Raw genomic sequence first — 22,252 nt, 5'->3', positions numbered from 1 at the left:
CCGAAACCAGACCGAAAGAATCACGCCATGACACCACAATTCCTCCGCGTAGCGGTCGTGCTCGGCCTTTTGTCGGCCATCGGACCGTTCGCCATCGACATGTATCTTCCGGCGCTGCCCTCGATCGGCGCCGATCTCAACGCGGGCACCGCCGCCGTGCAGATGAGCCTTCTGGTGTTCTTCCTGTCCATGGGGCTGGCGCAGATCGTCGTTGGCCCGATCTCCGACATGATCGGCCGCAAGGCGCCGCTCTATCTGGGGCTGGGGCTTTTCGCCGTCGGCGGCATCGGCGCGGCACTCGCGCCCGACATCGAATGGCTGATCGGCTTCCGCTTCCTGCAGGGGCTGGGCGCCTCGGCGGGCATGGTGGTGCCGCGTGCCGTGGTGCGCGACCTGCACACCGGCACGGAAGCTGCGAGGCTGATGTCGCTGCTGATGCTGGTGTTCAGCGTCTCGCCCATCCTGGCGCCGCTGACCGGCAGCCTGGTGATCGAGAGTTTCGGCTGGCGCGCCGTGTTCTGGACCGTGACGGGCGCAGCCGTGCTGGCGGTGATCCTGCTCGCGACCTCGCTGAACGAGACACGCCCGGCCGAACATCGCGCCGGAAGCTCGATCCGCAGCGCGCTCGTCGGCTACCGCTTCCTGCTCGGCGACCGCAACTTCCTCGGCCTCACCTTCATAGGCGGCTTCGGCATCGCCAGCTTCTTCGTCTATCTCGCCAACTCGTCCTTCATCCTGATCGACCACTACGGCCTGTCGCCGTCGGTCTACAGCGTGTTCTTCTCGATCAACGCGGTGGCCTTCATCGGCATGTCGCAGCTGACGGGCCTGCTGACCGAGCGGTTCGGGCTGAAGCGGGTGGTGCGGGTAGCGGTCGTCGGCTACGCCACCACGATGGTGGTGCTGCTTGCCGTCTTCGCTTCGGGCGTCGACCGCCTCGACGTGCTGGCGACGCTGTTGTTCATCGGCTACGGCTTCCTCGGCCTCGTCATCCCGACCACCTCCGTGCTGGCGATGGAAGAGCACGGCGAGATCGCCGGCACTGCGTCGGCGCTGATGGGCACGCTGCATTTCGCCACCGGCGCGGTTGCCATGGCCACAGCCGGCCTGTTCTTCGACGGCACCCCGCTGCCCATGCTCTTCGGCATCACCACCTCGGCCGTGATCGCCTTCGTGCTGGCCCAGGTGACGCTGGGACGCGGCCGGGAAGTGGCCGAGGTTCCGGCCGAATGAGCTTTCGGGGCCAGACCACGCCCGGCTCCTGATATCAATGCCCGCCATCCGGCGGGCATTTGCACATCTGGACCAATGCTCGCGGTCCATGTCATACGGCCTTGATATCGTCTTGTTTACAAAGGGCGCGTAAGTCTGCACCAAGACCACCGGAAGTAGAGCGACGACGCCGAAGGCCGCGGATAATCTTGAAATTCATTCCCTCCGCCCTGTTGCTGCTCTTCGCGGCCACTTTCTTCTGCATATGGCTGCTGGAGCGCCGTCGCCGGCACCTGCTGTTCTTTGCTCTGGCATTTGCGGCTGTCGGGTTTGGCACCATCGTGCAGTTTGCGCTTTGGCCGCCCGATATTGGCTACAACACCATCGTATCCGCCATGCTCTACACCGCCGGTCCGCTGCTGCTGGTGGAAGGTGTGCTCGCGCGTTCGGGCCGGTCGATGCCGCTTGGGCTGCACGCCGTCTGGTTCGCGGCCATCGTCGGTGTGCTCTGCTATTTCTATTACGTCGAGAACAACCTCCAGATCCGTGTCTATGCGCTCAATATCGGCATGGGCAGCATCATCCTGAATGGCGCGTGGAAGTTGCGCGGCCTGATGCGCGGCAGCGTCATCGACCGCGCCATGCTCTGGCTGCTGGTCGGGCTCGGACTGACCTTCTTCGTCCGCGTCATGCTCGACGGCAACTCGGTTCCGACCGACGATGTCGATGCATTTTTTGAATCGGACTTCTGGATCTGGGCGCAATTCACCATGTCGGTGCTCGGCGCGGCCATGGGGCTGGGTCTTCTGGTCGTCGTTTGTGCCGACATCGTGCGGGGGCTGAAGACCGAGCGCGACACGGACCCGCTGACGGGGCTGCTGAACCGCCGCGGCCTGCAGGGGCGGGAGGCGCGCCTGCTGTCGGCCGGCAGGCACAAGCCGCTGAGCATCGTCGCGTGCGACATCGATCGCTTCAAGGGCATCAACGACCGCTTCGGGCATGCCGCCGGCGACGTGGTGCTGACGAATGTCGCCGGCATCATCAGGCGCCGGCTGCGCAGCGGCGACGTCGCAGCGCGTACCGGCGGCGAGGAGTTCGTCCTTTGCCTCAAATCCAATACGGTCAAGGGCGCGTTCAGGCTGACTGAACAGTTGCGACGCGAGATTGCCGGCCTGCGCTTCGCCGAGTTGCCGGACGATTTCGTAGTGACCTGCAGCTTCGGCATTGCCGAACTCCATGCGGACGAAGGACTGTGGGACGCCATCGCCCGAGCCGACAAGATCCTCTATGCGGCCAAGCGCGCCGGCCGCAACCGCACCTTCGCCGAAGGGGTGCAACTGCCGAGCGCGGCCTAGGCCGGCTGCGATTGCTCCAGCACGAAGCGCAGGCGCACATGCACCGGCGCCTTTGGCACCTCGATCAGATCGTAGCCAAACTCCCTGTAGGTCTCGACCATTCCGGCATGCGTGCGGCGGGCCTCGTCTTCATCCTGCCGCCTCTCGCTGTCCCGGGTGAAGATTTCGGGCCAATGCGGCAGGACGAACACCGTTTTGGCGTAGCGATAGCCGCTCGCGGCCTGCTCGACATGGGCCGGCACCGGCAGGCCCATGAGGCGCAGGTAGCCGACGACATCGGGCATGCCGCGGTCGAAGAAAACGGGACCGGGCAGTGCCGAGGCCATGGCGTGCGAGCGCATTTCCCAACTCAGCATCAGCTCGGCAAAGAGGGCGGGATCGCGCCAGGGCAGGGCGGGGCCGTCGATCGCCATCTGATCGCGGATGATGCCCCGGCCGGCCTCGACCATGGTGGAATGGCTGGCCGCGGCGAGGGCGTCGACAAGCGTCGTCTTGCCCGAGCCGGGACCGCCGGTGAGCACGTGGAAACGATCGGTGTCTGGGATCATGAAGGTCTCCGAAAATGAACGGGACCGGCCGTGCGCAGGCAGGCTGACGCCACCAGGCGAATGCCGGCATCGGAAAGCCAGCGAAGGCCGGCAAACCGCAGATTGGGGGAAGCGGATGGGGAGAGAAGTGGAGGTTTCTGTTGCCAGGTACCTCCGAACCCCGCCTAGAAGTGCGAACCGCTAGGACTTGATTTGAAGCTATCGCGCCGCATTAAGCAGCGAGACGTGCTTCCGCATAGTTGTCGTTGGCAACTATAAGTTTAGCCCGATAACGGTGGTACAATGCCGGGCAAAAGTCCGATCTTTACACCCTCGTCGATCCTATTTCGCCCCCAGCAAAAACCGTCGCAGTCGGACGGCGGCTTTTGGTGGAGGCGCCGGGTACCGCCCCCGGGTCCGAATGGCTTATTTCATCGGCAGTTTATTGCCATAGTCAGTCGAGCTGACGGGGCGAATATAGGGAGGCCCGGCGCAAAAGGGAAGGGCGGAACCGCAGGCCGACCGCTCCATCCGCAATCGAATTGTGGTCCACGCGAACACACGGGGTTGACTCGCGCCATGCGCGAAACGAAGCTCGCGGCCCGCCGCAAGGCATGGCCAGCGGCGAACTCGGGGGGCATCCGAACAGAGGTCAACCGCCTAAGAGGGGACTTACATGACCGACTACCTTGCAGACGTGAAGAAATACGATGCCGGCGCCAAGGACGAGGCGGTGAGCAAGATCGTCAAGCACCTGGGAATTGCACTGCGCAATCGCGATTCGTCGCTCGTCTCCTGTACCGACCAGAAGGAACTGGACCGCGTGAAGGCCGGCTGGATCGCCAAGAAGCTCGGCGTCGAGGACGCCAAGAAGGCCGACGGCGCGCTGGAGAAGGTCTGCAAGGCGATGTCGGCGGACAACACCAAAAGCCGCGTCACCTTCTACTATCTGGTGGCGAAGGAACTCGGGAAGCTCGGCGCGCTCTGAGCGGCGCCGAGGCCGCGGGCCGACGCCTGATCCGGCGACGCGGGCAGACAGGCAGCAATGCCGGTGTGTCCGGTCGCTGTAGCGGGCATGAGCCGGCTACGGCGGGCGCGGCTGGGGAAACGGCTCTGCGTTCGTTTCCTCCAGCGCCTTTGACCGCTATGATCGGGCGCTACACGAATCGAGCCCCGACCGATGCGCCAGTATCTCGACCTTCTCAGCCATGTGATGGAAAACGGTTCCGACCGCGGCGACCGCACCGGAACCGGTACGCGTTCGGTCTTCGGCCACCAGATGCGCTTCGACCTGGCGAAGGGCTTCCCCGTCCTCACCACCAAGAAGCTGCATCTGAAGTCGATCATCCACGAACTACTGTGGTTCCTGGCCGGCGATACCAACATCAAGTATCTCAAGGACAACGGCGTCTCGATCTGGGACGAGTGGGCCGACGAGAATGGTGACCTCGGCCCGGTCTACGGCAAGCAGTGGCGCTCCTGGCCGACGCGCGACGGCGGCGAGATCGACCAGATCGCCAACCTTCTGGTGCAGATCCGCAAGAACCCGAATTCGCGCCGGCTGATCGTCTCGGCCTGGAACCCGGAAGAGGTGGACGCCATGGCGCTGCCGCCGTGCCACTGCCTGTTCCAGTTCTATGTTTCCGACGGCCGGCTGTCGTGCCAGCTCTACCAGCGTTCGGCCGACATCTTCCTCGGTGTGCCGTTCAACATCGCCTCCTATGCGCTGCTGACGATGATGGTGGCGCAGGTGACGGGGCTGAAGCCGGGCGATTTCGTCCATACGCTGGGCGACGCGCATATCTACCACAACCATTTCGATCAGGCGCGCGAGCAACTCGGGCGCACGCCGAAGGCTCTGCCCACCATGTGGATCAATCCCGAGGTGAAGGATCTCTTCGCTTTCCGCTTCGAGGATTTCCGGCTCGACAACTACGTTGCCGAAGCGAGCATCCGCGCGCCCATCGCCGTGTAGGCCGCGCCGCCCGCTCGGCCGGTGACACAACGGAACCGAAATGCCGCTGGCGCGTTCTTGCGTGCGAGTCGGCGGTCCGTAATCTGCACATTTTTCCCCTAGCCGTGCGTAGTGCTTTTCACCTATCAATACCGTGCCCGGCGTGGGACCGGGCCGCCTCTGTTGCATGGAGACTGCGATGGAAGCCAAACCGTTCGGCAATCCCGTCCTGGTGAAGGAGGGTGAGGACCGGATACGCGAAATTGCCTGCATCGACGAAGCCCTGACTTTCCTCGGAACCTGGCCGGCAACGCGGCGCGGGCCGATCTACCAGACGGCCGTGAGGGCGTGCCGGGCGGCCTGCGAAGGCTCGATGGCGCCGGAAAAGGCGCGAAGCGCTTTCGCCGGATTTGCCCGTTCCACCGGCATCCTCGAGAAGGCCATCGTCACGCTGGAGCCTTGGAAGATAGATCCGAAGCGGGGCCGGGACATACCTATCTGACCGCCGTCGGCGGGACACGTATGCCTTTCGAAGCGATGTCGACCTGTTGCCGCGGCAGAGGGCGGCCGTTGCAGTCGGAAGTTGTTGCCAGACGGGCCGCCACGCGTGAAAATCAGGACCTTATACGGCGCTCGACGTCGACCAGAACAGCCAACGCGATGCTGCCGATGAAGGAGTAGGACGATGGCCGCCAAGGAAGTCAGGTTTCACGGCGACGCACGGGCCAAGATGCTGCGTGGTGTCGATATCCTCGCCAATGCCGTCAAGGTCACGCTCGGTCCCAAGGGCCGCAACGTCGTCATCGACAAGGCGTTCGGCGCCCCGCGCATCACCAAGGACGGCGTGACGGTCGCCAAGGAGATCGAACTCGAAGACAAGTTCGAGAACATGGGCGCCCAGATGGTGCGCGAGGTCGCCTCGAAGACGAGCGACGTGGCAGGCGACGGCACCACGACGGCGACCATCCTGGCTCAGGCGATCGTCCAGGAGGGCGCCAAGGCGGTTGCCGCCGGCATGAACCCGATGGATCTCAAGCGCGGCATAGACAAGGCGGTCGAGGCGGTCGTCGAAGAGCTGAAGCGCCATGCCCGCAAGGTGACCAGGAACGACGAGATCGCCCAGGTCGGCACCATTTCGGCCAATGGCGACACCGAGATCGGGCGCTTCCTGGCGGAAGCGATGGACAAGGTCGGCAACACCGGCGTCATCACCGTCGAGGAAGCCAAGACGGCCGTGACCGAACTCGAGATCGTCGAGGGCATGCAGTTCGACCGAGGCTATCTCAGCCCCTACTTCATCACCAATCCGGACAAGATGCGGGCCGAGCTGGAGGAGCCCTACGTCCTGATCCACGAGAAGAAACTCGGCAACCTGCAGGCGATGCTGCCCATCCTTGAAGCCGTGGTCCAGTCCGGCCAGCCGCTGCTGATCATCGCCGAGGACATCGAGGGCGAGGCGCTGGCCACGCTCGTGGTCAACAAGCTCAGGGGCGGCTTCAGGATCGCGGCCGTCAAGGCGCCCGGCTTCGGCGACCGCCGCAAGGCCATGCTGGAGGACATCGCGATCCTCACCGGCGGAACGGCGATCTCCGAAGATCTCGGCATCAAGCTCGAGAACGTGACGCTCAACATGCTGGGCCGCGCCAAGAAGGTCGTCATCGAAAAGGAAAGCACGACCATGGTGGAGGGCGCGGGCAAGACGGAGGAGATCCAGCGACGCATCGCGCAGATCAAGGCACAGATCGAGGAGACCACGTCGGACTACGACCGCGAGAAGCTGCAGGAGCGGCTGGCCAAGCTCGCCGGCGGCGTGGCGGTGATCAGGGTCGGCGGTTCGACCGAAGTCGAGGTACGCGAACGCAAGGACCGCGTCGACGATGCGCTGCACGCAACACGGGCGGCGGTCGAGGAAGGCATCCTGCCCGGCGGGGGCGTGGCGCTGCTGAGGGCCGCAAACGCGCTCGCCACCGTGCAGGCCGACAATCCCGACCAGAAGACGGGCGTCGACATCGTGCGCCGCGCGGTCGAGATGCCGGTGCGGCAGATCGCCGAAAATGCCGGCGCGGAGGGCTCGATCATCGTCGGCAAGCTGCGCGAACAGGCCGATTTCGCCTTCGGCTGGAATGCGCAGACCAACCGGTTCGGCGACCTCTACAAGCAGGGCGTGATCGATCCTGCGAAGGTCGTGCGCACCGCCCTCCAGGATGCCGCCTCGGTTGCCGGGCTGCTGGTGACGACCGAGGCGATGATCGCGGAGAGACCGAAGAAAGAGACCACGCCGCCGATGCCGGCCCCCGGAATGGATTTCTGACCGGCGCGGGGCGCCGACTACCTTGGGGGCGCTTGCCAGTCCGGCGCGGACTTGCCTGGGGCCAGCGGCGTCGTCGAAGCGGCGACCCGCGCCAATGCGGTGCGCGGCACGGGCCTGCCGCCCCATCCGACCGCCGGTGCTGCGCAGCGCCGCCCACCCGGAGGACGGCAGCGGCAGCAAGCCGGCGGCCGAAGCCGCCGAGAACCGCGCATCTCGCGGTCACGCAAGGTCAATGATGGATAGGCGCTTCCAGGTTCAGGGAGGGCATGGGCGGATATACCCTGCGGCAACCCCGCATGAGTTGGGTGAGGCGCGCCTCGTCGGTCACGCCGGTGCCGAACAGGCAGACCAGCGATGCTGCTTGCATCTCCCGGTCTTCCGATGTCGGGGCCGTGGGCAGGCTTCGGGCAAGAACCCGCGCCAGCATCTCAAGGTCTTCGGGGGAAAGAGACCTAGCATGCTCGGACATGCGACCTCCCTTATCGTTATCGTTGTGTTCCCTCTCGAATTTCACTGTGCGCTACAACCTGAACCGGTGTCGACTCACTTTTGATTGCATCGGGAAGGCGCGCCGCTGGGACGACCTTCGAGATGGTGGCCGAGAACTTTTATCCCGAACGCGATGTCGATATTCTGATCCTGCAACCCTACGATAGCGGCAGGTAAGGGGCGTCGCCGAGATTCGCCCGGACAGGGAAGCGGCCGATGGACATAGTGATCTACGTTGCGATTGCGGAGAACGGCGTGATCGGCCGCGACAACGGTTTGCCGTGGCGGCTTTCCAGCGACCTCAAGCGCTTCAAGGCCGACACGATGGGCAAGCCGATCGTCATGGGGCGCAAGACGTGGGAGAGTTTTCCGAAGCGGCCCCTGCCGGGGCGCATCAACATCGTGGTGACCCGCGACCGGGGATATCGCGCCGAGGGGGCCGAGGTGGTGCATTCCCTGAAGGATGCGATCACGCTGGCGACCGCGCGAGGGCGATGCCTGGCGGGCGCCGACGACATATGCGTGATCGGCGGCGGCGAAATCTATCGCCAGGCGCTGCCGATCGCCGACCGGCTGCATGTCACCCACGTCCTGACCTCGCCCGATGGCGACACCCGCTTTCCCGAGATAGATCCGAACACCTGGTCCGTCGCCAGTTCGGAGGCGTTTCCGGCCGGCGAAAAGGACAGCCATGCGACACGCTATACCATTTACCGGAGGCGATCGGCGGCGCAGTAAGGGACTTCGTTCATACATCTGTAGCGAAAGGACGGCATGCAGCCGACCGTCGCGTTGAAAGCACGTTGTTGCATCCCTATAGATGGTATCAGTAAATGGGCGGCCGTTTCAGGCGCGGCCGTCGTCATCGTGCAGTCGAAAGGACATTCATGCCCTGGAACAATCAGAGTGGAGGCGGCAGCGGCGGCCCTTGGGGCGGCGGCGGTGGCGGTGGCGGCGGACCCTGGGGGCAGGGACCACGACCGAGCGGACCTCCGGGATCGCCCCCCGATCTCGAGGACATCATCCGGCGCGGCCAGGACAAGCTCAAGCGCGCGCTCCCGGGCGGCGGCGGCTCCAGCCCGGCGCTGTTCGGCCTGATCGCGGCCGGCCTGGTCGCGCTCTGGGCATTCCAGACGGTCTACACCGTGCAGCCAGACGAGATCGCGGTCGAATTGCGGTTCGGCAAGCCGAAGGAAGAGCTGTCGCAGCCGGGTCTGCATTTCCACTGGTGGCCGATCGAAACGGTCGAGAAGGTCAACACCGCCGAAAAGCTCGTCGACATCGGCGAAGTGCGCGGCAGCACCTCGTCCGGCCTGATGCTTTCGGGCGACCAGAACATCGTCGACGTGAAGTTCTCGGTTGCCTACCAGGTCTCTGATCCGAAGGCCTATCTGTTCAATGTGGCCGAACCCGACGTGATGGTGCGCCAGGTCGCCGAGAGCGCCATGCGTGAAGTGGTCGGCCGCAGGCCGGCTCAGGACATCTTCCGCGACGATCGCCAGGGCATCGCCTCCAACGTGCGCGACATCATCCAGGCGACGCTCGACGAATACGGCACGGGATTGTCGGTGAACGCGATCTCTATCGAGGACGCCGCGCCGCCGCGCGAAGTGGCCGACGCCTTCGACGAGGTGCAGCGCGCCGAACAGGACGAAGACCGCTTCGTCGAGGAATCCAACCAGTATTCCAACCAGAAACTCGGCCAGGCACGCGGCGAGGCGGCACAGGTCCGCGAGGACGCGGCCGCCTACAAGAACCGCGTCGTGCAGGAGGCCGAAGGTGAGGCGCAGCGCTTCATCTCGGTCTACGACGAATACGCCAAGGCGCCCGAAGTGACCCGCAAGCGCCTCTATCTCGAGACGATGGAAAAGGTGCTCCAGGGCTCCGGCAAGGTGATCGTCGAGCAAGGCAGCGGCCAGGGCGTGGTGCCCTATCTGCCACTGCCCGAACTGCAGAAGCGCGCTCCGGCGGCGGGAGGCCAGTAATGTCGAACCGACTTCCCATCATCGGCGTCTTCGCCGCTATCATCCTGTTCCTGGTCTATTCGTCGATCTTCGTGGTCAACGAGCGCCAACAGGCGATCGTGCTGCGCTTCGGCGAGATCGTCGACGTCAAGTCCGAGCCCGGCATCTACTTCAAGGCGCCGTTCTCGATGTTCGAGGCCGACAATGTCCAGATCATCGAGGACCGCGTGCTGCGGCTCGACCTCGACGACATCCGCGTCCAGGTTTCGGGCGGTAAGTTCTATGACGTCGACGCCTTCGTCGCCTATCGCATCAACGATGCCCGCAAGTTCCGCTCGACGGTCTCGGGCAGCGTGGAACTGGCCGAACAGCGTCTGCGCACCCGCCTCGACGCCGCACTCCGCCGCGTCTATGGCGTGCGCGGCTTCGAATCGGCCCTTTCGGAAGAACGTGCGTCGATGATGCGCGACGTCCGCGACCAGTTGCAGCCGGACGCCAATGCGCTCGGCCTGCAGGTCGAGGACGTCCGCATACGCCGCACCGACCTGACGGCCGAGGTGTCGCAGCAGACCTACGACCGCATGAAGGCCGAACGTCTGGCCGAGGCCGAGAGGCTGCGGGCACGGGGCCGCGAGGCGGCGCAGCGCATCCGCGCCCGCGCCGACCGCGAAGTGGTCGAGATCGTTGCCGAGGCGCAGAAGGAATCGGAAATCCTGCGCGGCCAGGGTGAGGCCCAGCGCAACGCCATCTTCGCCAACGCCTTCCAGCGCGATCCGGAGTTCTTCGAGTTCTATCGCTCGATGACCGCCTATGGCACGGCTCTCGATCCGAACGGCACGACCATGGTGCTGTCGCCCGAATCGGAGTTCTTCCGCTATTTCCGCAATCCGGACGGCGGCACGACCCCGGCACCGAAGCCTGCACCCGCCCCGCAGGCGGGCACCGCTCCCGGCACCGGCAACTAGTCACGCCGGTGCAGGACCTGATCGTCGCCATAGGTCTGGTTCTCGTCATCGAGGGCGTGGTCTATGGCGGCTTTCCCGCGCAGATGAAGCGCATGGCCGCCCAGATGGCGGATATCCCCGAAAACGCGCTGCGGGTGTTCGGCCTGGCGGCGATGGCCATCGGCGTCGGCATCGTGTGGCTGGTGCGGGGATAACGGAATTTTTGCGCCTCTCAGATAGCGATGGCCGCAAACAGGCCTTATTTATTTTCATGATGACGCTTCGCGCGCGGGAGGCCCGGCGCGACCAACGCCAGACAGCCGGGAGGCTTCTCCAATGAATTCCAAGTCCCTTTTGCGCGCCATGCGAAAGGCTTCCCTTACCGCCACGACGGCGCTAATGATCGGCGCGATCGCCGCACCCTCGCTGGTTCCGCCGGCCTTCGCACAGCAGCAAGGACCGGATTCGGTCGCCGACCTCGCCGAGGGGCTTTTGGGCGCCGTGGTCAACATTTCGACCTCGCAGACCGTCAAGGGCGGCGAGGGCGAGAATGCGGTGCCGATGCCGCAACTGCCCGAGGGCTCGCCCTTCCAGGACTTCTTCGACGACTTCTTCAAGGATCGCGAGGGCGAGGGCGGAGGCGGCGCGCAGAAGGTGCAGTCGCTGGGCTCGGGCTTCGTCATCGATGCCGAGAAGGGCATCGTGGTGACCAACAACCACGTCATCGCCGACGCCGACGAGATCGAGGTGAACTTCTCCGACGGATCGAAGCTCAAGGCCGAACTGGTCGGCACCGACACCAAGACCGACCTCGCCGTGCTCAAGGTCGACCCGAAGGGCAAGAAGCTGACGGCGGTGAAGTTCGGCGATTCCAACAAGATGCGGATCGGCGACTGGGTGATGGCGATCGGCAATCCGTTCGGCCTCGGCGGCTCGGTGACGGTGGGCATCATTTCGGCGCGCAACCGCGACATCAACTCAGGCCCGTATGACGACTTCATCCAGACCGATGCCGCAATCAACCGCGGCAATTCGGGCGGACCGCTGTTCAACATGAGCGGCGAGGTCATCGGCATCAACACCGCGATCATCTCGCCGTCGGGCGGCTCGATCGGCATCGGTTTCTCGATTCCCGCAGAGATCGCCTCCGGCGTCGTCGACCAGCTGGTCAATTTCGGCGAGACCCGCCGCGGCTGGCTCGGCGTGCGCATCCAGCCGGTGACCGACGACATTGCTGAAAGCCTCGGCATGAAGACCGCCAAGGGCGCGCTGGTGGCCGGCATCATCAAGGGCGGACCGGTCGACAATGGCATCGTCCAGCCCGGCGACGTGATCATCAAGTTCGACGGCAAGGACGTCATCGAGATGCGCGACCTGCCGCGTGTCGTGGCCGAGAGCCCGGTGGGCAAGGCGGTCGACGTCGTCATCGTGCGCAAGGGCGTCGAGCAGACCGTCAAGGTGACGCTCGGCCGGCTCGAGGACGGCGAGAAGCTGGCCGAGGGCGAAAACGGCGCGCCCGAGGGAACTCCCGACCAGGGCGCTGAGGTGGCGACGGCCAGCGTGCTCGGCATGACGATCGGCGAACTCAACGACGACACGCGTGCCAAGTTCGGCATCGCCCAGGACGTCTCGGGCGCGGTGGTGACTTCGGTCGCCAAGGATTCGGCCGCGGCCGAGCGTGGCATCGCCGCCGGCGAGGTGATCACCGAGATCGCGCAGGAATCGGTTTCGACGCCGAAGGACGTGATGGACCGCATCGCCAAGCTCAAGGAGCAGGGTCGCAAGAACGCGCTGCTGATGCTGGCCTCCAAGACCGGCGAGCTGCGGTTCGTGACGGTGCGGATGGATTGAACCCGGAAATCCGGACAAGCCATTGAGATCGAATGAGAAAGGCGGCTATACGGCCGCCTTTTTTGTTCTGTCCTTGGCTGCCGGTGGCCGCTACGGCTCATGTTTGTAGCATCCTATGGGATGTACTACATTGCCTCCCATGCGGGTCGTTCTTGATACGAATGTGGTCGCGGCCGGTTTGCGGAGCCGCAATGGGGCGTCGTTTGCGGTTCTAAAGCTGGTTGCCGACGCGCGCATGCGTCCGCTGGTGACGACTGCACTGTTTCTTGAATACGAGACGGTGTTGCGCAGGCCCGAGCATCGCGCAGCCAACGGCCTTTCGAATGCTGACATCGATCGCTTTCTGTCGGGACTTGCCGCGTTGGCGGAGCCGGTCGAGGTTCATTTTCGGTGGCGGCCGCAATTGTCGGATCCGAAGGATGAAATGGTGCTGGAGGCAGCAGTCAACGGTCGTGCCGATGCCCTCGTGACGCACAATTTGCGGGACTTTCAAGAAGTCTCGAAACGGTTCGAACTCAAAGTGCTCAAACCAGCTGAACTGCTCGAAGGATCAAGGCGATGAGCAAAGCAACCTACCCACTCAAGCTGCCGCTGTCGGTGAAGGAAGCCGCTATGCGTCTGGCCAAGGCCGACGGGGTGTCGCTCAATCAATGGATCGCATCGGCTGTGGCCCAAAAGGTCGGCGCCGTCGAGACCGCTTCCGAATTTCTGAAGCGTCGTGCCGGTCAGGCGTCGCCTGGCGATCTCTCGGCGATTCTCGACAAGGTAGCGAATGCGCCGGCGGAGGCGGGCGACGACCTTCCGCAAGACCGTACGGCTAGATAGGCGCCTTTTTTTGTTCCTGCCAGTCGCTGCGCGAAAGCCGGTAGAGCACGTGCCGCGCAAGATGCGGGTGGCTGCCGGGCACGCTCGGGTGGTCGAAGTCGCCGGTTGCATCGTCACGCATGCCGAGGCGCTGCATGACGGCGGTGGAGCGATGGTTATTCCAGACCGCGAAGGAGACCACCTCGTCCTCGCAGACGACCTCGAAGGCTTGGGCCAGCCAGGCTTCGGCGGCCTCGGTGACATAACCCTTGCCCCAATGCTCGGGCGCGAGCCTCCAGCCGATCTCCATGGTACCCTTGGCAATGAAGGGTTCGAGATCGGTGCGGGTGATGCCGACGAAACCGATGCACGTGCTGCCGTCGGCGACCTCGGCCGCGGCGAAGCCGAAGCCGTCGCGGTCGATGTTTCCCCGTATCCGGTCGAAGAGTTCGTCGCTCTCGGCCCGGTTGCGGCGCATCGGGAAGAACTCCATCACCGTGTCGTCGCAGTTGATGCGATGGAACAGCTCGCGGTCGCGCTCTTCCCAGTTACGCAGGATCAGGCGCTGGGTGCGGATCGGCTTCATCGAGCAAAGTCGGCGTAACCGTAGCCTTGCAGATAGAGCAAGGCGGTCAGGTCGGAATGGTCGATGCGGATCCTGGCTTCGGCGGCCACCGAGGGCTTGGCGTGCAGCGCAACGCCGGAGCCGGCCAGGCGGATCATGTCGAGATCGTTGGCGCCGTCGCCGACGGCGATCGCGTCCGACGGGGTCAGGCCGAGGCGCGCCGAGATTTCGTTGAGTGCGTCGGCCTTGGCAATGCGGCCGAGGATCGGCTCGGAGACCTGGCCGGTGAGGCGTCCGTCGGCCTCGATCAGGTGGTTGGCGCGGTTCTCGTCGAAGCCGAACTTGGCGGCGATGCGCGAGGTGAACACATCGAAGCCGCCCGAGACGAGCGCGGTGTATGCGCCATGCGCCTTCATGGTGGCTACCAGCGCCTTGCCGCCGGAGGCCAGCGTCAGGCGATTGTCGATGATGCGGTCGATGACCGAGGCGTCCAGCCCGGCAAGCAGGGCGACGCGCTCGCGCAAGGCCGGTTCGAAGGCGATCTCGCCGTTCATCGAGCGGGCGGTGATGTCGGCGACGCGGTCCTTGACGCCGATCTCGTCGGCCAGTTCGTCGATGCATTCCTGGTCGATCATGGTGGAATCCATGTCGGCGATCAGGATCTTTTTCCTACGTGCGGCGTTTTCCTGCACGGCGAAGTCGACGGCCTCCCCGGTGAGCGCCGCCGACAGGGCTGCGGCTGCCTCTTCGGCCGAAAGTCCTGCGGGGAGGTCGATGTCGCAGGCGACGGCTTCGGACAGCCAGCGAATGCCGCTTGCGCCAAGACCTCGCATGGCCTTATCGGCAAGGGACGGCTGCAGCAGAGCGCGGTCGGGATGGGAAATCAGCGTGGCGACGAGCGGCATCGAAAATTCCGGGAAAGGCGAGGGGCGCATCAGGAACGCGACCCTGATAGCCGGGCCGACCGCCAGCGGCAAGTCGGCACTGGCGCTGAAGCTGGCCGAGCGCGACGGCGGCGTGATCGTCAATGCCGATTCGATGCAGGTCTATGGCGTGCTCGACGTGCTGACGGCACGGCCGAGTGCTGCCGAACTCACCCGCGTACGCCATTTTCTCTACGGCCATGTGTCGCCGGCGACGGCCTATTCGACCGGCGCATGGCTGCGCGACGTGGCGGTGCTCGCCGATAGCGGCACCTTCGATGCGCAGCGGCCGATCTTCGTCGGTGGAACGGGGCTCTACTTCCGGGCGCTCGCCGAGGGCATATCGGAGATGCCGGACATTCCCCAGGAAGTCCGCGACCGCTGGCGCTGGCGGCTCAACGAGGAAGGCGCGCCGAGGCTGCACCGCCTGCTCATGCGGGTCGACCCCGAGGTGGCCATGCGCCTCAAGGCGAGCGACGGCCAGCGCATCGTGCGGGCGCTCGAAGTGCTGCAGGCCTCGGGCCGTTCGATCCTCAAATGGCAGGCCGATCGCGGCCATCCGATGATCGACCTTGCGACAGCGCGTTTCCTCGTCCTCGAGCCCGACCGCAAGGCGCTGATCGAGCGGATCGACGCGCGCTTCGACAAGATGATCGAAGCGGGAGCGCTCGAAGAGGTGAAGGCGATCGGCGCGATGCGGCTCGCGCCGGAACTTCCGGCGATGAAGGCGATCGGGGTGCGCGAGCTTGCCGCGGCGATGGCGGGCGAGATGGGGTTCGACGAGGCGATCGAACGGGCAAAGATCGCGACGCGCCAATATGCCAAGCGGCAGTCGACCTGGTTCCGCAACCAGTTCGGACCGGAATGGCATCGGATAGGTGGCGAGGGCGGCGAAACCCTGGTGCAGCCATCCGATTAACCCTCCGTAAGGCCCAGCCGTGACATAAGCGCGGAAGGGCTGCACAGGGACATCATGCGCTTTCACAAGGCTGAAACCGCGTTCTTCTTCTTCATTGCGCTGATTTCGTCCGCGGCGCTGGCGACTTTCTATGCCTGGAGCCTGATCGATCATCCTGATCTGCTCAACGTGTCCGGCCGGGCCGAAACGATCATGACGCTACAGGTGCTGCTGTTCGTGACCGCGGTGCTGCTTGCCGGCACGGTGGCATTCGGACTGTTCTTCATCCTGCCGCTCATCCGCACCCAGGTGAAGGAGGGCGGCAAGCTGCGGGAAATGACGGCCTCGCTCAGAGCCCGTTCGCGCAACCTCGAACAGGCGGCGCTGACCGACGGGCTGACCGGCATGCAGAACCGACGCTACTTCGACGATGCGCTCAAGGAATATCTCGGCGAGTTCCGTCGCATCGGCAAGCCGGTCGGTCTGATGATCCTCGACCTCGACCATTTCAAGCAGGTCAACGACACCTACGGCCATGACGTCGGCGACGAGGTGCTTCGCTCCGTGGCCACCTGCCTGAAGAGCATGACGCGATATCACGACGTCGTCGCGCGTCTCGGCGGCGAGGAGTTCGCGATCGTGGCGCCGAACATGGACCTCGCATTGCTGCAGCGCCTTGCCGAACGGATGCGCAAGGCGATCGCCACGCTGGAGATCAGTGGCGGCAGCGCCCAGTTCAACGTGACCTCCAGCGTCGGGCTCGCGCTTTGGGACCAGGAGGAGACGGCAGAGGAATTCTATCGCCGCGCCGACAAGCAGCTCTACGAGGCAAAAAGGCAAGGCCGCAACCGCGTCTGCGCGTGAGGCTGTCCCGGCAAGATCATCGGTTGGACTTCGCCTGGCAATTCCTGGTCGTCAACTACATCGGCTGGAATTCGATGCTGGCGCGCGAAAAGCAGGCCTGAGTGAACGGGCGGGGGCGGCCCCTCAGCCGTTTGGCGGCCGGCCGCCGAACGTGGTCGGGCGCAGGCCGAAACGGGTGTCGAAGTCGTCGTCCGGCTGCGGTCTCGAGGCCGGCTTGCGATAGTCGGAATCGCCAGCCTGCTTCTGGGCGTCGACGACATCGGCGAAGCCCAGAGCTGCCTGTGGCCTGGGGACGTTGCGCAGGCGTTCGACGATAGCGGCGAGATCGACTTCATCGCTGCCTGCCGAGGCTGCTTCGACGGCACGCTTGGAGACGCCGGGGATCAGTTCCGACGACAGTTTCTCGAATTTGAGGCGCATCGTGGTGGCGACGCCTTCGCCGAAGGCGATCGCCTCGCGCTGGCCCATGGACGACAGGAAGGACAGGGTGGAGGCCGAAGAATCGGCGATCGCTGAACGGATGATCGCCTGGTCCTGCTCGTTGGCCAGCCGCATGGCGAAGACGGTGGAGCACTGCGAAAGCACGGTCGGATCGAGTTCGCCCGGGCGCTGGGTGACCACGCCGAGGTAGCAGCCATATTTGCGGCCCTCCTTGGCGATGCGCGACAGTGCATGGCGGGTGGGCGCGAAGCCGAGCCGATGGTCGGCCGGCATGTAGCGGTGGGCCTCCTCGCAGAGCAGCAGGAGCTTGAGCCGGCCGTCGCTCCATAGTGCAAGGTCGAAGGCGAGGCGCGCCAGCACCGAACAGACGGAATTGACCACCTCCGAGGGCAGGCCCGCCATCTCGAAGCAGGTAACCGAGCGGCCGTGGGTCGGCACGCGGAAGATGTTGCCGATGGTTTCGTGGATCGTGTCCTCGATCAGCCGCGAGTGGAACATGAAGCGATAACGCGGATCGGCGAGGGCGGATTCGATGCGCGTGCGCAGCGATTTCAGGATCGGCCGCTCGTTCTTGGATTCGAGCATGCCCATGCGCTCGTCGATCTGCTTGATGAGGTCGGCGATGCGGTAGGGAACGGGCGTGTCGGCCGTCAGCGCGTCGGCGCCTCTTCGCAAGAAGGCGCCGCCATGCGGGTTGCGGTAGAGGTTCTTGGCGGCCGGGATGAGGTCGCGCAGCGCATCGATCTCTTCGGCGTCGGTCTCGCGGCCGCGGAACAAAACCTCGGCGAATTCCTCCAGCCGGAACAGCCAGAAGGGCAGGTCGAGCGAATTGGTGTCGACCTTGATGCAATATTCCGGCAGCGAAGCAGCGAACTCGTTGTGCGGGTCCATGATCAGCACGCGCAGGTCCGGCCGCGCTGCGATCGCCTTGCGCAGCAGCAGCGAGACTGCGGTCGACTTGCCAACGCCGGTGGTGCCGACAACGGCGAAATGGCGTGCCAGGGTCTCGTCGATGGCGATGCAGGCGTCGATCGTCTCGTCCTGCGACAGCCGGCCGATGGTGACGCTGTGGCGGCCGGCGAGGTCGTAGACGGCCTGCAGGTCGCGGCTGCGGATGCGGTGGGCGATGGCGCCGATATGGGGGTAGCAGGTGATGCCACGGTCGAAGACCGGGCGCAGGTCCGATCCGGTGTCGCGAACCTCGCCGATGAGTTCGACGCTCACCTCGATGGGGTTGTCGCCTTCGCTGCTCCAGGAGCGGTCGGCCTTGCCGATCGAATAGACCAGCCCGATGGTGCGCGTCTCGCCGAGGTTGATCGAGATCATACGCCCAACGGTCCACAGTCCCGACGCCACCGCGCCGCCGCTTTCGGCATAGGCGCTGATGACGGCGCGTGCGCCGTCGCATTGCACCACGTTGCCGAGGATGCGGGCGTCGTCCTGCGACGGGTCCCGCCGTTCCTGCGGATTTCCCGTCGTGGCCTGGCGTTCGACGTACATTTCGATTTTCTTCCCCAGTTCCTTGTCGCAAACCCTAACGCGACGCAGTTAAGGTCGGGTGAGGTCGGATGGTGTGGCAAAGGTTAAGCGAATGGGGACAATTCGAACGATTGGATGGCCAATGACGTTGCGGAAAATTTCCGCCCTTGCCGTTGACAGCGCGCCCGGGTCCGCATTAACGTCCGCGGCCATGAAGATGGCACTCATTCTCGTAGTAGGAACGCGCATGGGCAAGGCGGTGTAACCGCCGGGCGAAATCCTCCCATGCGCAGACGCAAGGCTCCCTCGGGGGCCTTTTTTATTGCCTGAAACAGGACTAAACGACCAGTAACCGCCGAGAACGGCAGAAGAAGACGGGACGGACCGATGAGCGGACATAGTGAAAGCGGGCGACGCGAAATGACCGGCGCCGAGATGGTGGTGCAGGCGCTGAAGGACAACGGCGTCAAGCACCTCTTCGGCTATCCGGGCGGCGCGGTCCTTCCGATCTATGACGAACTGTTCCAGCAGGACGACGTCCAGCACATCCTCGTGCGCCACGAGCAGGGCGCGGGGCATGCGGCCGAAGGCTATGCGCGCTCGACCGGCAAGGCCGGCGTGATGCTGGTGACCTCCGGCCCCGGCGCAACCAACGCGGTCACGCCGCTGCAGGACGCGCTGATGGATTCGATCCCACTGGTCTGCATCACCGGCCAGGTGCCGACCTCGCTGATCGGTTCCGACGCCTTCCAGGAATGCGACACGGTCGGCATCACGCGGCCCTGCACCAAGCACAACTGGTTGGTCAAGGACGTCAACGAGCTGGCCGGTATCCTGCACGAGGCCTTCCATGTCGCCACCACGGGCCGTCCGGGCCCGGTGGTCGTCGACATCCCCAAGGACGTGCAGTTCGCCAAGGGCATCTACACGCCGCCGCAGACGGCGCCGCGTACCTCCTACCAGCCGAAGGTCCAGGGCGACCTCGAGCGGGTGAAAGAGGCCGTGGCGCTGATGGCGTCCGCAAAGCGGCCGATCATCTATTCGGGCGGCGGCGTGGTGAACTCCGGTGCCGAGGCGAGCCACCTGCTGCGCGAGCTGGTCGACCTGACGGGCTTCCCGATCACGTCTACGCTGATGGGCCTCGGCGCCTATCCGGCATCGGGCAAGAACTGGCTCGGCATGCTCGGCATGCACGGCAGCTACGAAGCCAACATGGCGATGCATGATTGCGACGTCATGGTGTGCGTCGGCGCGCGTTTCGACGACCGCATCACCGGCCGGCTGAACGCGTTCTCGCCGAACTCGAAGAAGATCCACATCGACATCGACCCGTCGTCGATCAACAAGAACGTTCGCGCCGACGTGCCGATCCTCGGCGATGTCGGCCGGGTGCTGGAAGACATGGTCCGCCTGTGGCGGGCAACGGCCAAGGCCGACAGGAAGGCGCTCTACCCGTGGTGGGAGCAGATCGCCAAGTGGCGCGCGCGCGACAGCTACGCCTACAAGGCCAACAGCGACGTGATCATGCCGCAATATGCCATCCAGCGGCTCTACGAGAACACCAAGCACCTCGACACCTACATCACCACAGAGGTCGGCCAGCACCAGATGTGGGCGGCCCAGCACTACGGCTTCGAGAAGCCGAACCGCTGGATGACCTCCGGCGGCCTGGGCACGATGGGCTATGGCCTGCCGGCGGCGCTGGGCGTGCAGATCGCGCACCCTGAAGCGCTGGTCATCGACATCGCCGGCGACGCCTCGGTGCAGATGTGCATCCAGGAGATGAGCACGGCGATCCAGTACGATGCGCCGATCAAGGTCTTCATCCTCAACAACTCCTACATGGGCATGGTGCGCCAGTGGCAGCAGCTGCTGCACGGCAACCGCCTGTCGCACTCCTACACCGAGGCCATGCCCGACTTCGTCAAGCTGGCCGAGGCCTATGGCGGCCACGGCATCCGCTGCGAGAAGCCGGACGAACTCGACGACGCGATCAAGGAGATGATCTCGGTGAAGAAGCCGGTGATCTTCGACTGCCGCGTGGCGACGCTTGCCAACTGCTTCCCGATGATTCCCTCGGGCAAGGCGCACAACGAGATGCTGCTGCCGGACGAGGCGACCGACGAAGCGGTGGCGAATGCCATCGACGCCAAGGGCCGCGAGCTGGTCTGAGGGTTGCCGTGCGGCCTTCTATGAGGGCCGCACATTCAACGAGTTAGCGCAAAAGCCTGAGATCGAGATCCTTTCATGAATGCACAGCTACAACCCACCGGCTCGGCCTATTTCATCGCCAAGGAGACGGCGCTGCCGGAGACGCACACGCTGTCGGTGCTCGTCGATAACGAGCCGGGCGTGCTCGCCCGCGTCATCGGCCTGTTCTCCGGCCGCGGCTACAACATCGAAAGCCTGACCGTCTCCGAAACCGAGCACGAGAAGCACCTGTCGCGCATCACCATTGTGACGCGCGGCACACCGCACGTGCTCGAGCAGATCAAGCACCAGCTCGAGCGCATCGTGCCGGTGCACCGTGTCGTCGACCTGACCGTCACGGCGCAGGAACTCGGCACCGGCGGAGCGCTGGAGCGCGAACTGGCGCTGGTCAAGGTTTCCGGCACCGGCGATGCCCGTGTCGAGGCGCTCAGGCTGGCCGATGCCTTCCGAGCCAAGGTGATCGACGCCAACACCGAGCATTTCATCTTCGAGCTGACCGGCAAGGTGTCGAAGATCGAGCAGTTCATCGCCATCATGAAGCCGCTCGGCCTGGTCGAGGTGTGCCGCACCGGCGTGGCGGCGATGAACCGCGGCCCGCAGGGGATGTAAGGCGTTCCTTCAGCCGGAATGAAAAAGCCGCCGATGCGATGAACGGCGGCTTTTTGCGTTTTCGGGGCGCCAGGGCCCTTCGAGCTCAGAAACCGACGTTCTCGTTGACGGCGAACGTGTTGGTCCGCGAGACGCGCGGACGGCAGACAGCGTCTATCGCTGGTCCAGCGGTCTGGCGGGCGTGGATCGTTGTCGAAGCGACCATAAGGTCAGTAATACTGACATAAAAATTCCCGATGGGAGGGATCAGTGACGTACGACGCATTCCTCGCATTGCTGGTCTATGCCTTCGTAACCTCGATCACGCCGGGGCCGAATAATTTCATGCTGCTCGCCTCGGGCGTGAATTTCGGCTTCGTGCGCACGATCCCGCACATGCTGGGGATAGGCTTCGGCTTCCTGTCCCTGCTGCTCGGCGTGGGGTTCGGGCTCGGCGCGCTGCTGACGACCTTTCCGATCCTGCATGGCGGCCTCAAGATCGCCGGCGCCGCCTATCTGCTCTATCTCGCCTGGCGCATCGGCATGTCGCGCTCGCTCGGCAAGGACGGGGAGACCAAGGCGCGGCCGATGACCTTCCTGGAGGCGGCCGCCTTTCAGTGGATCAATCCCAAGGCGTGGGTGATGGCGGTGACCGCCATGGCCGTCTACACCAGCCCGGAAGCACCCTTCGTGTCGGTGCTGCTGATCTCGGGCGCCTTCGCGCTGGTCAACCTGCCGAGCGTTTCGAGCTGGGCCGGGTTCGGCATGGCGCTGCGCGGCTTCCTCGCCGACCCCGCGCGGCTGAAGTGGTTCAACATCGCCATGGGCGTGCTCTTGGCGGCCACGCTGTGGCCGATGCTGAAGTGACCGGC

At 64.8% G+C, this 22,252-nt stretch carries 23 protein-coding genes and 1 other RNA gene; 18 read left to right on the top strand and 6 right to left on the bottom strand.

All coding sequences use genetic code 11. From position 1 onward, the window contains the following. Positions 1-27: 27 nt before the first annotated feature. Together J2X50_RS02375 and J2X50_RS02370 are read left to right on the top strand one after the other, a co-directional pair. Entirely contained in the window at positions 28-1,233 is a 1,206-nt protein-coding gene (locus tag J2X50_RS02375) for a multidrug effflux MFS transporter (protein WP_429091118.1), read from the top strand. Positions 1,234-1,421: 188 nt separating this feature from the next. After that, positions 1,422-2,567, top strand: a complete 1,146-nt coding sequence (locus J2X50_RS02370; protein WP_429091116.1) for a diguanylate cyclase domain-containing protein — start codon at positions 1,422-1,424, stop codon at positions 2,565-2,567. On the opposite strand, the gene J2X50_RS02365 is transcribed toward J2X50_RS02370, so the two are convergent. Further along, complete coding sequence (locus J2X50_RS02365; protein WP_429091115.1) at positions 2,564-3,115, bottom strand: AAA family ATPase; 552 nt, start codon at positions 3,113-3,115, stop codon at positions 2,564-2,566. The genes J2X50_RS02370 and J2X50_RS02365 overlap by 4 nt on opposite strands. A gap of 126 nt (positions 3,116-3,241) precedes the next feature. Further along, positions 3,242-3,601: a transfer-messenger RNA gene (gene ssrA, locus J2X50_RS02360) on the bottom strand. A 169-nt stretch (positions 3,602-3,770) separates the two neighbouring features. Between ssrA and J2X50_RS02355 the strand changes: the two genes are divergently transcribed. The 4 genes from J2X50_RS02355 to groL all read left to right on the top strand — a co-directional run bounded on the left by J2X50_RS02355 (position 3,771) and on the right by groL (position 7,359). Next, positions 3,771-4,082, top strand: coding sequence for a DUF2853 family protein (locus J2X50_RS02355; RefSeq protein ID WP_340038781.1), 312 nt, complete (start codon positions 3,771-3,773; stop codon positions 4,080-4,082). A gap of 192 nt (positions 4,083-4,274) precedes the next feature. Continuing rightward, the gene (locus J2X50_RS02350) at positions 4,275-5,069 is read left to right on the top strand and encodes a thymidylate synthase (RefSeq protein ID WP_429091114.1); all 795 of its coding nucleotides are present in this window, start codon (positions 4,275-4,277) and stop codon (positions 5,067-5,069) included. A 178-nt stretch (positions 5,070-5,247) separates the two neighbouring features. Further along, positions 5,248-5,550, top strand: coding sequence for a DUF982 domain-containing protein (locus J2X50_RS02345; RefSeq protein ID WP_429091112.1), 303 nt, complete (start codon positions 5,248-5,250; stop codon positions 5,548-5,550). A 183-nt stretch (positions 5,551-5,733) separates the two neighbouring features. After that, positions 5,734-7,359 carry a chaperonin GroEL gene (groL, locus tag J2X50_RS02340; RefSeq protein ID WP_429091111.1) on the top strand — a complete coding sequence of 542 codons (1,626 nt, stop codon included), beginning with the start codon at positions 5,734-5,736 and terminating at the stop codon, positions 7,357-7,359. Positions 7,360-7,588: 229 nt separating this feature from the next. Here the strand turns inward: groL and J2X50_RS02335 are convergent, their stop codons facing one another. After that, complete coding sequence (locus J2X50_RS02335) at positions 7,589-7,828, bottom strand: hypothetical protein (protein WP_429091110.1); 240 nt, start codon at positions 7,826-7,828, stop codon at positions 7,589-7,591. A gap of 236 nt (positions 7,829-8,064) precedes the next feature. Here J2X50_RS02335 and J2X50_RS02330 point away from each other — a divergent pair, with 236 nt between their 5' ends. From J2X50_RS02330 to J2X50_RS02300, 7 genes are all read left to right on the top strand, one after another. Beyond that, a complete protein-coding gene (locus tag J2X50_RS02330) occupies positions 8,065-8,586 on the top strand; it encodes a dihydrofolate reductase (RefSeq protein WP_429091108.1) in 522 nt (173 codons plus the stop codon). A gap of 149 nt (positions 8,587-8,735) precedes the next feature. Beyond that, complete coding sequence (hflK, locus tag J2X50_RS02325) at positions 8,736-9,833, top strand: FtsH protease activity modulator HflK (RefSeq protein ID WP_429091107.1); 1,098 nt, start codon at positions 8,736-8,738, stop codon at positions 9,831-9,833. Next, positions 9,833-10,777 (top strand): protease modulator HflC, encoded by a 945-nt coding sequence (gene hflC / locus J2X50_RS02320; protein ID WP_429091106.1) that lies wholly within the window; start codon positions 9,833-9,835, stop codon positions 10,775-10,777. The genes hflK and hflC overlap by 1 nt, the downstream gene beginning before the upstream one ends. Positions 10,778-10,785: 8 nt before the next feature. After that, positions 10,786-10,971 (top strand): DUF2065 domain-containing protein, encoded by a 186-nt coding sequence (locus tag J2X50_RS02315; RefSeq protein WP_429091105.1) that lies wholly within the window; start codon positions 10,786-10,788, stop codon positions 10,969-10,971. Between the two features lie 121 nt (positions 10,972-11,092). After that, positions 11,093-12,607 (top strand): DegQ family serine endoprotease, encoded by a 1,515-nt coding sequence (locus J2X50_RS02310; protein ID WP_429091104.1) that lies wholly within the window; start codon positions 11,093-11,095, stop codon positions 12,605-12,607. A gap of 139 nt (positions 12,608-12,746) precedes the next feature. Beyond that, complete coding sequence (locus J2X50_RS02305; RefSeq protein WP_429091103.1) at positions 12,747-13,169, top strand: putative toxin-antitoxin system toxin component, PIN family; 423 nt, start codon at positions 12,747-12,749, stop codon at positions 13,167-13,169. Further along, positions 13,166-13,432, top strand: coding sequence for a pilus assembly protein HicB (locus tag J2X50_RS02300; protein ID WP_429091101.1), 267 nt, complete (start codon positions 13,166-13,168; stop codon positions 13,430-13,432). Before J2X50_RS02305 ends, J2X50_RS02300 begins: the two co-directional genes overlap by 4 nt. Here the strand turns inward: J2X50_RS02300 and J2X50_RS02295 are convergent. Both J2X50_RS02295 and serB read right to left on the bottom strand, forming a co-directional pair. Further along, positions 13,425-13,997, bottom strand: a complete 573-nt coding sequence (locus J2X50_RS02295; protein WP_429091100.1) for a GNAT family N-acetyltransferase — start codon at positions 13,995-13,997, stop codon at positions 13,425-13,427. The genes J2X50_RS02300 and J2X50_RS02295 overlap by 8 nt on opposite strands. Beyond that, positions 13,994-14,881 (bottom strand): phosphoserine phosphatase SerB, encoded by an 888-nt coding sequence (gene serB, locus J2X50_RS02290; RefSeq protein WP_429091099.1) that lies wholly within the window; start codon positions 14,879-14,881, stop codon positions 13,994-13,996. Before serB ends, J2X50_RS02295 begins: the two co-directional genes overlap by 4 nt. Here serB and miaA point away from each other — a divergent pair. Both miaA and J2X50_RS02280 read left to right on the top strand, forming a co-directional pair. Further along, positions 14,865-15,818, top strand: coding sequence for a tRNA (adenosine(37)-N6)-dimethylallyltransferase MiaA (miaA, locus tag J2X50_RS02285; protein WP_429091097.1), 954 nt, complete (start codon positions 14,865-14,867; stop codon positions 15,816-15,818). The genes serB and miaA overlap by 17 nt on opposite strands. Positions 15,819-15,872: 54 nt before the next feature. Continuing rightward, complete coding sequence (locus J2X50_RS02280) at positions 15,873-16,661, top strand: GGDEF domain-containing protein (protein WP_429091095.1); 789 nt, start codon at positions 15,873-15,875, stop codon at positions 16,659-16,661. Positions 16,662-16,784: 123 nt separating this feature from the next. Here J2X50_RS02280 and J2X50_RS02275 read toward each other — a convergent pair whose 3' ends face one another. Then, positions 16,785-18,602 (bottom strand): ATP-binding protein, encoded by a 1,818-nt coding sequence (locus J2X50_RS02275; protein WP_429091093.1) that lies wholly within the window; start codon positions 18,600-18,602, stop codon positions 16,785-16,787. A gap of 366 nt (positions 18,603-18,968) precedes the next feature. Here J2X50_RS02275 and J2X50_RS02270 point away from each other — a divergent pair, with 366 nt between their 5' ends. The 3 genes from J2X50_RS02270 (at position 18,969) to J2X50_RS02260 (ending at position 22,247) form a co-directional block, all read left to right on the top strand. Next, positions 18,969-20,753 (top strand): acetolactate synthase 3 large subunit, encoded by a 1,785-nt coding sequence (locus tag J2X50_RS02270; RefSeq protein ID WP_429091092.1) that lies wholly within the window; start codon positions 18,969-18,971, stop codon positions 20,751-20,753. A 75-nt stretch (positions 20,754-20,828) separates the two neighbouring features. Further along, a complete protein-coding gene (gene ilvN, locus J2X50_RS02265; RefSeq protein ID WP_347965075.1) occupies positions 20,829-21,401 on the top strand; it encodes an acetolactate synthase small subunit in 573 nt (190 codons plus the stop codon). Between the two features lie 249 nt (positions 21,402-21,650). Continuing rightward, positions 21,651-22,247: a LysE family translocator gene (locus J2X50_RS02260; RefSeq protein WP_429091090.1), complete on the top strand. Its 597-nt coding sequence runs from the start codon at positions 21,651-21,653 to the stop codon at positions 22,245-22,247. The last annotated feature ends 5 nt before the right edge of the window (positions 22,248-22,252 follow it).

Source organism: Aminobacter sp. BE322 (assembly GCF_050433525.1).
Classification (GTDB): Bacteria; Pseudomonadota; Alphaproteobacteria; order Rhizobiales; family Rhizobiaceae; genus Aminobacter.
Note: the sequence above shows the minus strand (reverse complement) of the source record. Positions and strands in the feature narration are given on the sequence as shown.